General features: G+C 63.3%; 13 protein-coding genes. 1 reads left to right on the top strand and 12 read right to left on the bottom strand.

What is annotated here, in order from left to right:
- Positions 1–56 precede the first annotated feature (56 nt).
- The 6 genes from rhaS to rhaM all read right to left on the bottom strand — a co-directional run bounded on the left by rhaS (position 57) and on the right by rhaM (position 6,020).
- Positions 57–1,064 carry a rhamnose ABC transporter substrate-binding protein gene (gene rhaS, locus FAZ98_RS17310; RefSeq protein WP_158952530.1) on the bottom strand — a complete coding sequence of 336 codons (1,008 nt, stop codon included), beginning with the start codon at positions 1,062–1,064 and terminating at the stop codon, positions 57–59.
- Between the two features lie 77 nt (positions 1,065–1,141).
- Positions 1,142–2,155, bottom strand: a complete 1,014-nt coding sequence (locus tag FAZ98_RS17315; protein WP_158952531.1) for an ABC transporter permease — start codon at positions 2,153–2,155, stop codon at positions 1,142–1,144.
- Positions 2,148–3,203, bottom strand: coding sequence for an ABC transporter permease (locus FAZ98_RS17320; RefSeq protein ID WP_158952532.1), 1,056 nt, complete (start codon positions 3,201–3,203; stop codon positions 2,148–2,150). The genes FAZ98_RS17315 and FAZ98_RS17320 overlap by 8 nt, the downstream gene beginning before the upstream one ends.
- Positions 3,200–4,741 carry a sugar ABC transporter ATP-binding protein gene (locus tag FAZ98_RS17325; RefSeq protein ID WP_233272796.1) on the bottom strand — a complete coding sequence of 514 codons (1,542 nt, stop codon included), beginning with the start codon at positions 4,739–4,741 and terminating at the stop codon, positions 3,200–3,202. Before FAZ98_RS17325 ends, FAZ98_RS17320 begins: the two co-directional genes overlap by 4 nt.
- Positions 4,742–4,773: 32 nt before the next feature.
- On the bottom strand, positions 4,774–5,679 hold the full coding sequence (locus FAZ98_RS17330) for an amidohydrolase family protein (RefSeq protein WP_158952534.1): 906 nt from the start codon (positions 5,677–5,679) through the stop codon (positions 4,774–4,776).
- Positions 5,680–5,705: 26 nt separating this feature from the next.
- The gene (rhaM, locus tag FAZ98_RS17335) at positions 5,706–6,020 is read right to left on the bottom strand and encodes an L-rhamnose mutarotase (RefSeq protein ID WP_158952535.1); all 315 of its coding nucleotides are present in this window, start codon (positions 6,018–6,020) and stop codon (positions 5,706–5,708) included.
- Positions 6,021–6,203: 183 nt separating this feature from the next.
- Between rhaM and FAZ98_RS17340 the strand changes: the two genes are divergently transcribed.
- Complete coding sequence (locus FAZ98_RS17340; protein ID WP_158952536.1) at positions 6,204–7,196, top strand: LysR family transcriptional regulator; 993 nt, start codon at positions 6,204–6,206, stop codon at positions 7,194–7,196.
- Between the two features lie 39 nt (positions 7,197–7,235).
- Here FAZ98_RS17340 and FAZ98_RS17345 read toward each other — a convergent pair whose 3' ends face one another.
- The 6 genes from FAZ98_RS17345 to FAZ98_RS17370 all read right to left on the bottom strand — a co-directional run bounded on the left by FAZ98_RS17345 (position 7,236) and on the right by FAZ98_RS17370 (position 13,486).
- Positions 7,236–8,018, bottom strand: a complete 783-nt coding sequence (locus FAZ98_RS17345) for an SDR family NAD(P)-dependent oxidoreductase (protein WP_158952537.1) — start codon at positions 8,016–8,018, stop codon at positions 7,236–7,238.
- A gap of 60 nt (positions 8,019–8,078) precedes the next feature.
- Entirely contained in the window at positions 8,079–9,257 is a 1,179-nt protein-coding gene (gene rhmD, locus FAZ98_RS17350) for an L-rhamnonate dehydratase (protein WP_158952538.1), read from the bottom strand.
- Between the two features lie 24 nt (positions 9,258–9,281).
- Positions 9,282–10,625, bottom strand: coding sequence for an MFS transporter (locus FAZ98_RS17355; RefSeq protein ID WP_158952539.1), 1,344 nt, complete (start codon positions 10,623–10,625; stop codon positions 9,282–9,284).
- 320 nt (positions 10,626–10,945) lie between these two features.
- Positions 10,946–11,698: an SDR family NAD(P)-dependent oxidoreductase gene (locus FAZ98_RS17360; RefSeq protein ID WP_158952540.1), complete on the bottom strand. Its 753-nt coding sequence runs from the start codon at positions 11,696–11,698 to the stop codon at positions 10,946–10,948.
- 13 nt (positions 11,699–11,711) lie between these two features.
- Complete coding sequence (locus tag FAZ98_RS17365; protein WP_158952541.1) at positions 11,712–12,569, bottom strand: fumarylacetoacetate hydrolase family protein; 858 nt, start codon at positions 12,567–12,569, stop codon at positions 11,712–11,714.
- A gap of 200 nt (positions 12,570–12,769) precedes the next feature.
- The gene (locus FAZ98_RS17370; protein ID WP_158952542.1) at positions 12,770–13,486 is read right to left on the bottom strand and encodes an MIP/aquaporin family protein; all 717 of its coding nucleotides are present in this window, start codon (positions 13,484–13,486) and stop codon (positions 12,770–12,772) included.
- Between the last annotated feature and the right edge of the window lie 91 nt (positions 13,487–13,577).

Below are 13,577 nucleotides of genomic sequence, written 5' to 3' on the forward strand. Positions count from 1 at the left end.
GAACCAAATAAAACGGCCCGGATTAACCGGGCCGTATTTACGCAAAGACTGGATTATCAGAAGTTGAAATTGTCGATATTCGACGCGTCGAAGGTCGTCGGCGGCCCGAGAATGACTTCGCCGCTCTTGCCCACCGTGCGCTTGCCGAGCTTGCCTGCATCGAACGTATCGCCTTCCTTGCCCGTGATCGTGCCCGAGGCGAGATTGGCCGCCGCGTAGGCCGCGAGGTAGCCGAGTGCACCCGGATCCCACAGCTGGAACGCCTTCACGGTGCCGTTCTTCACGAACGCGCGCATCTGATTGGGTGTGCCGAGGCCCGTTACCATGACCTTACCCTTGCTCGACGACGTGGAGATATAGCGCGCGGCCGCTGCGATGCCGACCGTCGTGGGCGAAACGATCGCCTTCAGGTTCGGATACGCTTGCAGCAAGCCTTGCGTTTCCACGAACGACTTCTGGTCGTCGTCGTTGCCGTAGGCGATCTTCACGAGTTTCATCTTCGAATACTCGGGCTTCTTCAACTCGTCCTGCATATACTTGATCCAGGTGTTTTGATTCGTCGCATTCGGCGTGGCGGAAAGAATCGCGAACTCGCCCTCGCCGCCAATCAGCTTCGACACGAGCTGAATCTGGCCGCGTCCGATACTCTCGGCATTGGCCTGATTCACGAAGATTTGCCGCCCTTCCGGTGCCGTGTCCGAGTCGAATGTCACGACCTTGATGCCCTGCGCCATCGCACGCTTGAGGTACGGTACGAGTGCGTTCGCATCGTTGGCGGCGATCACGATCGCGTCCTGATGCTGCGTGGTGAGCGTGTTGATGTACGAGACCTGGGACGAAGCGCCCGCGTCGGACGGACCGACCACTTTGCCATCGCCCTTGAATTCCTTGATGGCGTCCATGCCGCCGTTGTCGGCGATCACTTCGTACGGGTTGTTGATCTGCTTCGGCACGAAAGCGATCTTCAGCCCATCCTTGATGCCGGCGGCGTGAGCCGCAATGCCGCCGCCCATGAGCATCGCGCACAGCAAGGCCGTGCACACCTGACGTACTGGTTTTTTCATGACGTGTCTCCTCGATGGATACCGGACATGTCCGGTTGATTGACTGCCTTGTTGATGCCTGCTTTCCGTTGACAAACTCATGCCGCACGCGCGAGTGCGCGACGATCGCGCATCGTGCGCCAGCGTGCCGCGAGATTCGGGATCAGCACCGAGGCGAGCAACAGCGCGCCGGTCACGATCGTGAGCGTTTCGCTCGAAACGTCCGCGAGCGTGAGCGCGTTCTTCAGCACGCCCACAATCAGCAGCGAGAGCAGCACGCCGTACATCGAGCCGCGTCCGCCGAAGATACTCACGCCGCCGAACAGCACCGCCGCGATCACCGAAAGCTCGAAGCCTTCACCGTTGTCGCCGCGCGCGCTCGTGAAGCGCAGCGTATAGACGATGCCCGCCAACGCGCTCATCACGCCCGACAGCACGAAGAGGCGCAGCTTGATCTTCGGTACGTCGATGCCCGAAAACGATGCCGCCGTGCTGTTCGCGCCGATCGCATAGAGACCGCGCCCGAACGCCGTGGCTTGCAATAGCACCGTGAAAACAATGGCGCACGCGGCCACGATCAGGAACGGCAGCGGAATGAAGGTACTGCCCAGATTACTCATGCCGAACAGCGTGTATTGCGGCGGGAAGTCGGCAATGGCCTGGTCGCCGAGCAACACATAGGCGAGGCCGCGAAACAGCGCGAGCGTGCCGATCGTCACCGCGAGTGAAGGCAGATTGAGCTTGACGATCACGAGCCCGTTGAAGAGCCCCGCCACGCCACCCGCCACGAGAACGAGCACCATTGCGACGGGCATCGGCACGCCCATGTGCCAGAGCACGCCGAGCAACGCGCTCGAGGCGCCGAGCACCGAGGCGACCGAGAGATCGATCTCGGCCGCGACGATGATGAGCGTCATTGGCAAGGCCATCAACGCGACTTCGGTCAGGTCCGCGAGTACGTTGCTGATATTCGCACCGCTCAGGAACACGGGCGACAATACGCGCCCCACGCCGAGCGACACGAAGAGAATGACGACGAGCAACGCTTCCCAGCTGAGCGGCAAGCCGGGTTTGCGCGTGAGCAGCGCGGCATCGGGTTTGGTGTTAGCCATGATCGCGTTTCCTCATCATGCGTTTGGCGACGGAGCGGGCGAGCAGCGTGTCGGCGGCGATGGCCGCGACGATCAACGCGCCTTCGATCGCCTGCTCCCAGAACGGCGAGACGTGCAGCACCACGAGCGCGATGCTGATGACACCCAGCACGAGCGCACCGAGCGTCGCGCCGAGTATCGTGCCCACACCGCCCGTGATCGCCACGCTACCCACCACGGCGGCGGCCACGACTTGCAGTTCGATGCCCTTCGCGGTACTCGCGTCCACGGTGCCGAAGCGTGCGAGCCAGAGCGCGCCCGCGAGCCCCGCGATAGCGCCGCTGATCATGAAGCCCGTGGCAACGCGCCGTTCGACGTTGATGCCCGCGAGCCGCGCGGCTTCCGGGTTCGAGCCGATCGCATAGTATTCGCGGCCCGGCCGGAACTGCTTGAGGTAGACCGAAAGCGCGATGAGCAGCACGACGGCGATGAGCGCGAGCACGGGCACACCGAGCACGGAGCCCGTGGCGAGGCGCGAAAACGCATCGGGCAAACTCGTCGCATTGATCTGGCCGCCATGCACCCAGGCGTAGTCGGCGCCACGGAATATGTAGAGCGTGGAAAGCGTGGCAACGAGCGACGGCACGCGTCCCACCGCCACGAGCAACGCATTGATTGCGCCCGCAACGAGTCCGATAGCGAGCCCCGCGACCAGCGCCACGAGCACCGGCATATGCGGAAAGACCACGTACAGAGCACCTACCGAATACGCGCTGATCCCCACCGTCGACCCCACCGAAAGATCGATATGACGCATGAGGATCACGATCGTCATGCCGGCGGTGAGCAAACTCACGATCGACACATTGAGCAAAACGTCGCGCAGATTCTGCAGATTGAGGAACTGCGGCCGCGCGATCGCCGTACCACCAATAATGATCAGCAGTACGATGAAAAGCGTGGTCTCGCGGCTCTTCGCCAGCGCCTCGGCGAAGGCGCCCGCGTTGCGTCGCTGCGGGCGCGGCTCGCCGCCGTGCAGCGGATGAGGAGAAGTGGAATGGCGCATCATGCGGCGTGCCCCAGGTGAATGTTGGCCTGACCGAGCGCGGCGCTCATGATGCGCTCTTCGTTGGCTTCGGCGCGCGCAATGTCGGCGGTAATGCGGCCTTCGTGCATCACGAGCACGCGGTCGGCCATGCCGAGCACTTCCGGCAACTCGCTCGAAATCATCAGCACCGCCATGCCTTCGCGCACGAGTTCGGCGAGCGCGCCGTACACTTCGGCTTTCGCGCCCACGTCGATGCCGCGCGTGGGTTCGTCGATGATCAGCACTTTCGGGCCCGTTGCGAGCCACTTGCCCAGCACCACTTTCTGCTGATTACCGCCCGACAGGGTGCCCACGGGCGCATTGAGATCGCTCGCCTTCAAACGCAGACGCGTACCCCATTGGCCCGCGAGTTGCACCTCGCGCCCCGCCGAAATCAGGCCGAAACGCACGAGCCGTCCGAGCACCGTGAGCGACGCATTGCGCGCGATACTCAACTCGAGCGCCAGCCCTTGCTGCCGACGATCCTCGGGCACCAGCGCGAGACCGGCTTTCACCGCCGCTGCGGGGGCACCGAGCGAAAGCGGCTTGCCAGCGATCTGGATCTGTCCCGTGTCGATCGGGTCGATGCCGAAGATCGCGCGCGCCACCTCGCTGCGGCCCGCGCCCACCAGTCCCGCGAGCGCGACGATCTCGCCCGCCCGCACGTCGAACGAAATGTCCTTGAACACGCCACGCCGCGTGAGGCTGCGCACGCGCAACATGACTTCGCCGGGCGCGACCTCGGCTTTCGGATAGAACGTCGCGAGGTCGCGGCCCACCATCTTCGCGACGATATCCTGCGTTTTCAGCGTAGACGTGGGCGCGTCGAACACCTTCGCGCCGTCGCGCATGATTGTCACGTGCTGCGTGAGCGCGAACACCTCTTCGAGCCGGTGCGTGATGAACAGAATCGCCACGCCGCGATCGCGCAGCGTTCGTGCGATCGTGAAGAGCCGTTCGACTTCGGGCAACGACAGCGCCGCCGTGGGCTCGTCCATGATGAGCACGTTCGCATTGAGCGAGAGCGCCTTGGCGATTTCGATCACCTGCTGGTCCGCGATCGAGAGCCCGCGCACGAGTCGTTCGGGCTTCAGTTCGACGCCCAGCGATTCGAGCAACGCCGCAACCTCGCGATGCATCGTGTCGTACGCGATACGGCCCACGCGGTCGACGGGCTGACGCCCCATATAAATGTTCTCGGCGATCGAGAGATCGAAGAACAACGTGGGCTCCTGATAAATCACGGCGATGCCTGCGTCGCGCGCCTGCGCGGGCGTCGTGAACTGACGCTCCGCGCCGTCGACGAGCATGGCGCCGCCGTCGGGACGATGCACGCCCGCGAGTATCTTCACGAGCGTCGACTTGCCCGCACCGTTTTCACCGAGCAACGCGTGCACTTCGCCAGGCATCAACCTCAGGCTGCCGTCCACGAGCGCGCGCACGCGCCCGAACGACTTGCTCGCGTTACGCAGTTCGAGCCGGGGCGTACCCGCGGCTGCCGTTCTTCCTTCTGCTTCCACGCCTGTCTCCATCGTTATCGTTGCGCGCACAATCAAATGCGATAAATGCGCTCGGCGTTGCCGCGAAACAGCGCGGCACGTTCGCTTTCGCTCGCATCGCTCACGATCGACGCATATGCATGCCAGAGTGCCGCGTAATCGCCGAACAGGCGATCGACGGGAAAATTCGAAGCGAACATGGCGCGCCCGGCGCCGAAGGCATCGATCGTTTCGAGCACATAAGGGCGCAGGCTTTCGACGCTCCAGTCGTGATCGAACATCGCGAGCCCGCTAATCTTCACGCTGACGTTCTCGCACGCGGCCAGCGCGCGCAACCCATCGCGCCACGCTCGCCAGCCCGCCACGCCGTTGCGGTCGACAAACATGCCCGCGTGATTGACGATGAGTTGAACGCCGGGATGCGCACGCGCCAGCGCGGCGGCTTCTTCCATTTGCGAAGGATAAAGTTGCAAGTCGAAAGAGAAACCGTGACGCTCCAGCAGCGCAAAATGTTCGCGCCAGGCGGCTTCGCGCAGATAGTGGCGTCCCACATAGTCGTACAGCTTGTTCGTGTGGACGTTGAGAATCTGGCGAATGCCGCGCGTGCGAGAAAACGCGGCGTGCGCTTCGAGTATTGCGGGCGCATTCGCGGCGCTCAAATCGCACGCGGCCACGATCGCATTGGGAAAGGAATGCGGCTGGCCATGACGTTCGGCGTCATCGGCAATCGACTGAAGCCAGCGCGTTTCTTCCACCGGATCTTCGGGATCGTGATTCGCCTCGACATGTACGACTTTCAGTACGCTGATATCGCCCGCTTCGCGCACCAGGTTGCTGGGCAAATAGCTGTGTTTGAGGTCGCGCGCGTCGCCGACGAAAGACACGCCGGGATTCGCGAGCCACGGGTAATGATGCGTATCGAGGTCCCAGAAATGAACGTGCGGATCGACGACCTGCATGACATGTTCCTCGGAATGAATGGCCATTAACGCAAATGAAAAACGGGCACGAGCGGCTGCTGCAACGGCACGTTATGCGCATCGGTTGCCATCAGATCGGCCATGTAATCCCACCATTTGCGCATGATGGGCAACTCGGGCAACGCATCCATGGTGTGATCGTCGCGACGATCGAGCACCGCGAACAGATGATGCGTGGCTTCGTCCAGAAAGATCCTGTAATTGCTGACGCCGGCTTCGCGCAGGGCGCTGGCAAGCTCGGGCCAGATTTCGCGGTGACGCCGCTCGTATTCGTCCCGTTTACCGGGATCGAGCTGCATGCGAAACGCGATTGTCTCCATGTTCGTGTCTCCGTCCAGCGTTCTATCGCGTAGGCAACACCTGGCGTTTGCCCTGGCGTCGCGCACGGCTTTTAGCGTGGATTGCGGCAATGTGATCCGACTATAATTCCCGCATCGATAGCCAACCAATCCGATGTTGGGATCGGGCGATACTTAAACCGGATCGCTAGTGCTTACTACGCCATGAATCATCAGACTGCCGCCGTGTCGCTCGTCAACCGTCTGCGCTTCAAGCACCTCGCGCTGCTCGTCGCACTCGACGACTCGCGCAACGTGCATCAGGCCGCCGACGCGATCAACGTCGCGCAACCCAGCGCGAGCCGCATGCTCAGCGACATCGAAGAAGCCTTCGGCTTTCGCCTCTTCGAGCGCAACGCGCGCGGCATGCAGCCCACGGCGCTCGGCGTGGTCACGCTCGCCTACGCGCGCCGCGCGCTTGCCGAACTCACGCGCTTTACCGAAGACCTCGACGTCAAGCGTCGCGGCGGTCACGGCCAACTCACCGTGGGCGCGATCATGGGCGCCGCGCCCGATCTGCTCGCCCAGGCCGTCGCCACGCTCAAGACCGAACGCCCGTTGCTGCACGTGCGCATTCTCGGCGAGACCAGCGACCAGGTCGTGCAATTGCTGCATCGGCGCGAAGTCGACCTGGCGCTCGGCCGCCTGACCACGCCGCTGCAACACAACGACTTCAGCTTCGAACCGCTCGCGCGCGAAACGCTCGTGCTCGTGGTGCGCGCGCGGCATCCGCTGGCGCGCAGCGAACAGGTCACGCTGCCCGAACTGATGGACTGGCCGTGGGTCGCACAACCCATTACGAGCCCCGCGCGCGAACTCTTCGAGGGCGAACTCGCGCGCGCCGGTCTCGGCACGCCTGTCAATCTCACCGAATCCGCCTCGATCTTCGCCACCTTGCAACTGCTCGAAAGCTTCGACGCCGTGGCCATGCTGCCCGAGTCGGTCGTGCGCGATCACGTGCGCGGCAAACTGCTCGTCGTGCTGCCGCTCGAAATCGGCAAGAGCCTGCCCGGCTTCGGCGTACTCACGCGCAAGAGCGAGCCGCTTGCCGAGCCGGCCGAGCACTTCGTCGGCTTGCTGCGGCGTTTTTCGCAGCCGTTCAAAATGGACGATGTCGTGCCCGCCGGCGCGCGCGGTTCCACGCTCCTGGCTCACTGACGTTTCAATGCCTTCGCAATTCATCACGATTGCTCAGGATCACTGAAGGTTCACGAACAGGCCGCCGTCGACGAGCAATGCCGCGCCCGTGACATAGCGCGCCCGGTCCGAGGCGAGGAAAACCACGCATTCGGCCACGTCTTCGGGCGCACCCAGACGACCAAGGGGAATTCGCTTTTCGAAGTACGCACGCTTGCTTTCGTCGCTCAAATCCTCGGCATTGAGATCGGTGGCGATCGTGCCGGGCATCACCGAATTGCAGCGAATGCCATAAGGCCCGAGCGCGATCGCGCACGACTGCATGAGCGAATGCACACCCGCTTTGGTCGGCGTGTAGTGCGTTTGCTCGCCGCCGCCCACGAGCGCGCTGATCGAACTCGTCGCGACAATCGCGCCGCCCGTGCCCTGCTCCTTCATCTGGCGCGCCACCGCCTGCGTCACGTAGAACGCACCGTTCAGATTCACGCCGATCGTGCGTTCGAGCACCGCGGGCGGCATGTCGAGAAACGAATGAAACGGGCAGATGCCGGCATTGCTCGCGAGCACGTCCACCTTGCCGAAGCGTTCCACCGTCTGACGCACGAGATCCACACCGGTTTGCGGCGCGGCCACGTTGCCTTCCACGGCAATGGCGCGGCGCCCCAGGCTTTCGATTTCGTCGAGTACTTCGCCGATAGCGGAACGGCGACCGTACGAGGCGTCGTTATCGCCCCAGTAGTTGATCGCAACGTCCGCGCCTTCGCGTGCGCTCGCCACCGCAATCGCGCGACCGATGCCGCGCGAGCCGCCGGTGACGATCACCACTTTGTCCTTGAGCAGCACGTTCCCCTCCTGCTTGCCGATGTTTTCGATGCCGATGTCGTATGCGCGTGAGTGCGCGCGTTAGTGCGTGTAAGGCCGCGCGAGCTTGCAGTCCGGACTCAGGCGCACACCGAACCCCGGTGTGTCCGGCACTTTCAGGCGGCCTTTCACCGGCACCGGCTCGTCGAGCAGCAGCGGCGTGAACATGGGCACGACCTTGTCGGCCTTGGGCGCCATCATCAGGAACTCCGCGAACGGCGAGTTATGGCGCGTGACGACGAAGTGATAGCTGTACACCGACGAACCATGCGGCACCACGAGCACGTTGTGCGCGTCCGCCAGCGCCGAGATCTTGATGAGTTCGGTCATGCCGCCGCACCAGTTCACGTCGGGCTGGATCAGATCGCAGCAGCCCATTTCGAGCAGCATGCGAAAGCCCCAGCGCGTGGCTTCGTGTTCGCCCGTGGAGACCATCATGCCGCGCGGCACGTTGCGGCGCAGTTCGGCATAGCCCCAGTAATCGTCGGGCGGCAGGCATTCCTCGATCCACTTGAGATCGTATTCGTGCGCCGCGTGCGCGAGGCGCGTGGCGTAGCGCACGTCGAGGCTCATCCAGCAGTCGTACATCAGCCAGAAGTCGTCGCCCACGCGCTCGCGCATCGTCGCCAGCAGCTCGATGTTTTTCCTGAGGCCTTCCTCACCTTCCGCGGGGCTGTGAAGCAACGGCAATTTTCCGCCGATAAAGCCCATTTCCTTCGCGAGATCGGGGCGCGCGCCGGTCGCGTAGAACTGCAGCTCGTCGCGCACGGGACCGCCCAGCAGTTGATAAACCGGCTCCTCGCGCAGTTTGCCGAGCAGGTCCCACAGCGCGAGATCGACGCCGGAAATCGTGTTGAGCACAACGCCCTTACGGCCGTAATAGAGCGTTGCGTAATACATCTGATCCCACATCTTTTCGATGTCGGTCACGCGCTGACCTTCGAGAAAGCGCGCCAGATGCTTCTCCACGATGAACGCGCCGATCTCGCCGCCCGTCGTCACGGCGAAGCCCACGGTGCCGTCGCTCGCCTCCACTTCCACCACGAGCGTGCCTAGCACGTCGATGCCGAACGAGCGCCGACTCTGGCGATACTCCGGATAGCGCGCCATCGGCGTGGAAATGTGGTCGTCGATCCAGTGACCGTCGGGCTGGTCGTGGTAGTCGGCGCCACCGCCGCGCACCGTGAACGCCCGCACGTGTTTGATGGTTGGCATGGCCATGTGAGCTTGCTCCTGTGTGATGGATTAGCGCACGCGCGACGCGGGCGGCTCGAACGAGCCGGCTTCCCGCGCACGAACGCGTGGCACGACGATGAAGACGAGCAGCGCGGCCGCGAGGCTCGCGAGCCCGAGTAATTCGAGTCCGGCTGCATGCGAGGCGAAGCTACGGTCGGCGGCGGCGCGCAACATCGGCGCGAAGAAGCCGCCCAGACCGCCGAGCGAATTGATGAGGGCGATGCCGCTCGCCGAAGCGACACCGGCCAGATCGCGCGCGGGAAACGTCCAGAACAACGGCTGCGCCGCGATAAAGCCGCTGGCCGCGCAACAGAGCCCGAGCATGGCGACGACCGCGCCAATCGAGCCGCCCGCACTGCCCGCGATGCCCGAGACGGCAATGCCGAGCCCCGACATCACGAGCAGGCGCACGGTCCACGCGCGGTGGCTGCCCACGCGGTCGGCGCGGCGCGGTACGAACCAGGTGAGCGCCACGGCGCACAGCCACGGCACCGCCGCGAGCAGCCCCACTTTCAAGCCGACTTTCGCCCCGACGATGGACGCCACCTGCTGCGGCAGGAAGAAAATCACGCCGTACACGCTCATTTGAATCAGCGCGTAGATCACGGCATACATGAGCACGCGACGATCGAGCAACGCGGCGAACGCGTCGCGGGGACCGTGCGCGGCGGCTTCGTGTGCGTCGAGGCGAATGGCGGCGGCGAGCGCGCGGCGCTCGTCGGCTTCGAGCCAGCTCGCGTCTTCGGGCTTATCGACGAGATACCAGTACGCCCACACGCCGACGATGGACGCGAGTGCACCTTCCACGAGAAAGAGCCACTTCCATCCCGCCAGCCCGAAAGTGCCGTGCAAATCGATCAGGAATCCCGACAATGGGCCGCCGAAGATGAACGCCAGCGGCGCGCCGAAATAAAACACCCCGATCGCTCGCGCCCGCGCCGACTGCGGAAACCACTGCGTGAGGTAATAGATGATGCCGGGAAAGAAGCCCGCTTCGGCTACGCCCAGCAAAAAGCGCAGCGCATAGAACGAGGTGGGCGACTGCACCCACGCCATGGCAGCGGAGACGAGCCCCCACGTGACCATGATGCGGCACATCCAGATGCGCGCGCCCACGCGATGCAGCGCGAGATTGCTCGGCACTTCGAACAACGCGTAGCCGATGAAAAACACGCCCGCGCCAAAGGCGAACGCGGCATCCGAAAGTCCGGTGTCGCCTTGCAGGGCTTTTTGCGCGAAGCCGATATTCGCGCGATCGAGAAACGCGAGCACGTACATCAAGAGCAGGAACGGCAGGAGGCGGTGCATGGCCTTACGGCCGGCGGCCTCCGCCAACGGGAATGCCTCGGACATCAGTGTCTCCTGTCGACCAGAGTTAGCGCTTTAGCGCTTACTCTGGTCCCATGCAAAGCTGTCGACCCGAGTTAGCACTTCAGTGCTTACTCGGGTCCCATGCAAAGCTGTCGACCCGAGTTAGCGTGTCGACCAGAGTTGGCGCTTTAGCGCTTACTCTGGTCCCAAAGCGCTTACTCGGGTCCCATGCAGAGCTGTCGACCCGAGTTGGCGCTTCAGTGCTTACTCGGGTCCCATGCAAAGCTGTCGAACTGCCGCTCGACGCTTGTCTTTATCGTTTGCGCCGTTGTCGTGCGTCATCGCATCAATGCATCCGCCCATCAATACGTCGCGCGACCACCCGAAAGATCGAACACCGACCCCGTGCTGAATGCGCAATCCTCCGAGCAAAGCCACACGATCATCGCGGCCGCTTCGTCGGGCATGAGAAAGCGATTCATCGGAATCTTCGAGAGCATGTAATCGATATGCTGCTGCGACATCGAATCGAAAATCTCGGTTTTCGCCGCGGCAGGCGTCACCGCATTGACGAGAATGTTCTTCGTCGCCAGTTCCTTGCCGAGCGATTTGGTCAAACCGATCAAACCGGCCTTCGACGCGCTGTAGTGCGAGGCATTCGGATTGCCTTCCTTGCCCGCCACCGAAGCGATATTCACGATGCGCCCATAGCCTTGCTCGAGCATGCGCGGCACGACCGCGCGACACGTGAGGTACGAGCCGATCAGATTCACGTCGATCACGCGGCGCCATACTTCCACCGGCAATTCCCACGTGAGACCGTTGCCGCCCGTAATGCCCGCGCTGTTCACGAGCGCATGAATGCCGCCGTGCGTTTGCGCCGTTTGCTGGGCGGCCGCCTCCACCGAGGCTTCATCGGTCAATTCGACTTTCACCGCGGATACCGTGCCCAGGTCCGACAACTCCTTGCGCGAGCGTTCGAGCCGTTCCGCGTCGACATCCCAGAGCGCGACCGCCGCGCCGGAGCGCAACGCGCGTTGCGCCACCGCATAGCCGATACCGCGCGCGCCGCCCGTCACCACCATCACGCGATTGTTCAAATCGATCTGATTCATTGCGACTGTCTCCTTATGCGTTGGCCGGTGCGGCCACGGTGCGTTGCCGTTGTTCGCCGAGCCCGCTCACGCTCAAGCGCATGGTTTGACCCGCATGCAAATACACGGGCGCGGGCTTTTGCCCCATGCCGACGCCAGGCGGCGTACCCGTCGAAATCACGTCGCCGGGCTGCAAACTCATGAACTGGCTGATATAGGAAACGACCGTGGCGACGTCGAAGATCATCGTGCGCGTATTGCCGTTTTGATAGCGCTTGCCGTCCACTTCCAGCCACATGTCGAGCGCCTGCGGATCGGCAATTTCATCGCGCGTGACGAGCCAGGGGCCGAGCGGCGCGAACGTGTCGTAGCTCTTGCCTTTGTCCCACTGGCCGCCGCGTTCGATTTGCCACGCGCGCTCCGAAACGTCGTTGACCACGCAATAGCCGGCCACGTAATCGAGCGCGCGCTCGCGCGACACGTTGCGCGCTTCCTCGCCGATCACCACGCCAAGCTCGACTTCCCAGTCGACTTTTTGCGCGCCCGGCGGAATCAAGACGTCGTCGTGGGGACCGCAGATCGCACTGGTTGCCTTGAAGAACAGCACTGGCTCCGTGGGCACGGGCATATTCGATTCGGCGGCGTGATCGGAATAATTGAGGCCTACGCACACGATCTTGCCGACCTGGCCCACGCACGGCCCAAGGCGCACATCGGTGGGAACGAGCGGCAGCGCGTCGAGATCGAGCGCCGCGAGCCGGCGCAGATTGGCGGTGGCGAGGCCGTTGCCGGCCACATCGGGCAGCGCGCCCGAAAGATCGCGTATGCGTCCGGCATGATCGATGACTCCGGGCTTTTCATTGCCCTGACTGCCCCAACGGACCAGCTTCATGCGGTGTCTCCATCTGTTGGAATCTCTTGTGCACCCAATATAGGCGCGCAGCGATAGCCGAACAATCCGAAACACGCATGACCCGATAGCGAAACCGGATCGCACCCTTTTCCGCGCACGTTATTTACATCGTACAAAAGAAAAAGCCCGCTTTCGCGGGCTTTGTTCAATGCCATGCGCATGACTGCGCAACAGCGGCCTCAATGCAGTGCATGCAAATAATGGTAGAGACCGGCCGCGGCCACGCCGCCCGCCAGCGGACCCATGACGGGAATCCAGGCGTAGCGCCAGTCGCTGTCGCGCTTGCCGGGGATCGGCAGCAACGCGTGCATGATGCGCGGCGATAGATCGCGCGCGGGACTCATGGCGTAACCCGTGGGGCCGCCCAGCGAAATGCCGATACCGAGCACGAGCAGACCGACCGGCAACGCGTCGAGCGCGCCCAGCCCCACTTGCGGCGAAGCCAGATACAGCACGCCGAGAATCAGCACAAAGGTGCAGATCGCCTCGGTGAGCACGTTGTGCTTGACGCAGCGAATGGCCGGCGCGGTGCAGAACACGGCGAGCTTGATGTCGGGGTCCGCTTCGTTGGCGAAATGCTGGCGATACGCGAGCCAGACGAGCAATGCACCCGCCATGCCGCCGAGCATTTGCGCGGCGATATAGCCGCCCACTTTCGACCAGGCGAATTTGCCCGCCAGCGCAAGACTGATCGTGACGATGGGGTTCAAATGCGCACCGCTGAACGAGGCCGTCACATAAACGGCCACGAACACGGCCATGCCCCAGCCCATCACGATGACGATGAGGTCGGCGCCTTTGCCTTTGGTTTTCGCGAGCAGTACGTTGGCGACCGCGCCGTTACCGAGCAGCACGAGGATAGCCGTGCCGATGAATTCCGCAATATAGGGTGACATGTTAGTTGATTCGTCTCTCTGCCCGCACGATGCGGGTGCCTTGCGGCCATGCCACAAGTTGCGCCCGCAACCGTTTTTCGGGTTATTAATA

It is taken from the genome of Paraburkholderia acidisoli (genome assembly GCF_009789675.1).
GTDB lineage: Bacteria > Pseudomonadota > Gammaproteobacteria > Burkholderiales > Burkholderiaceae > Paraburkholderia > Paraburkholderia acidisoli.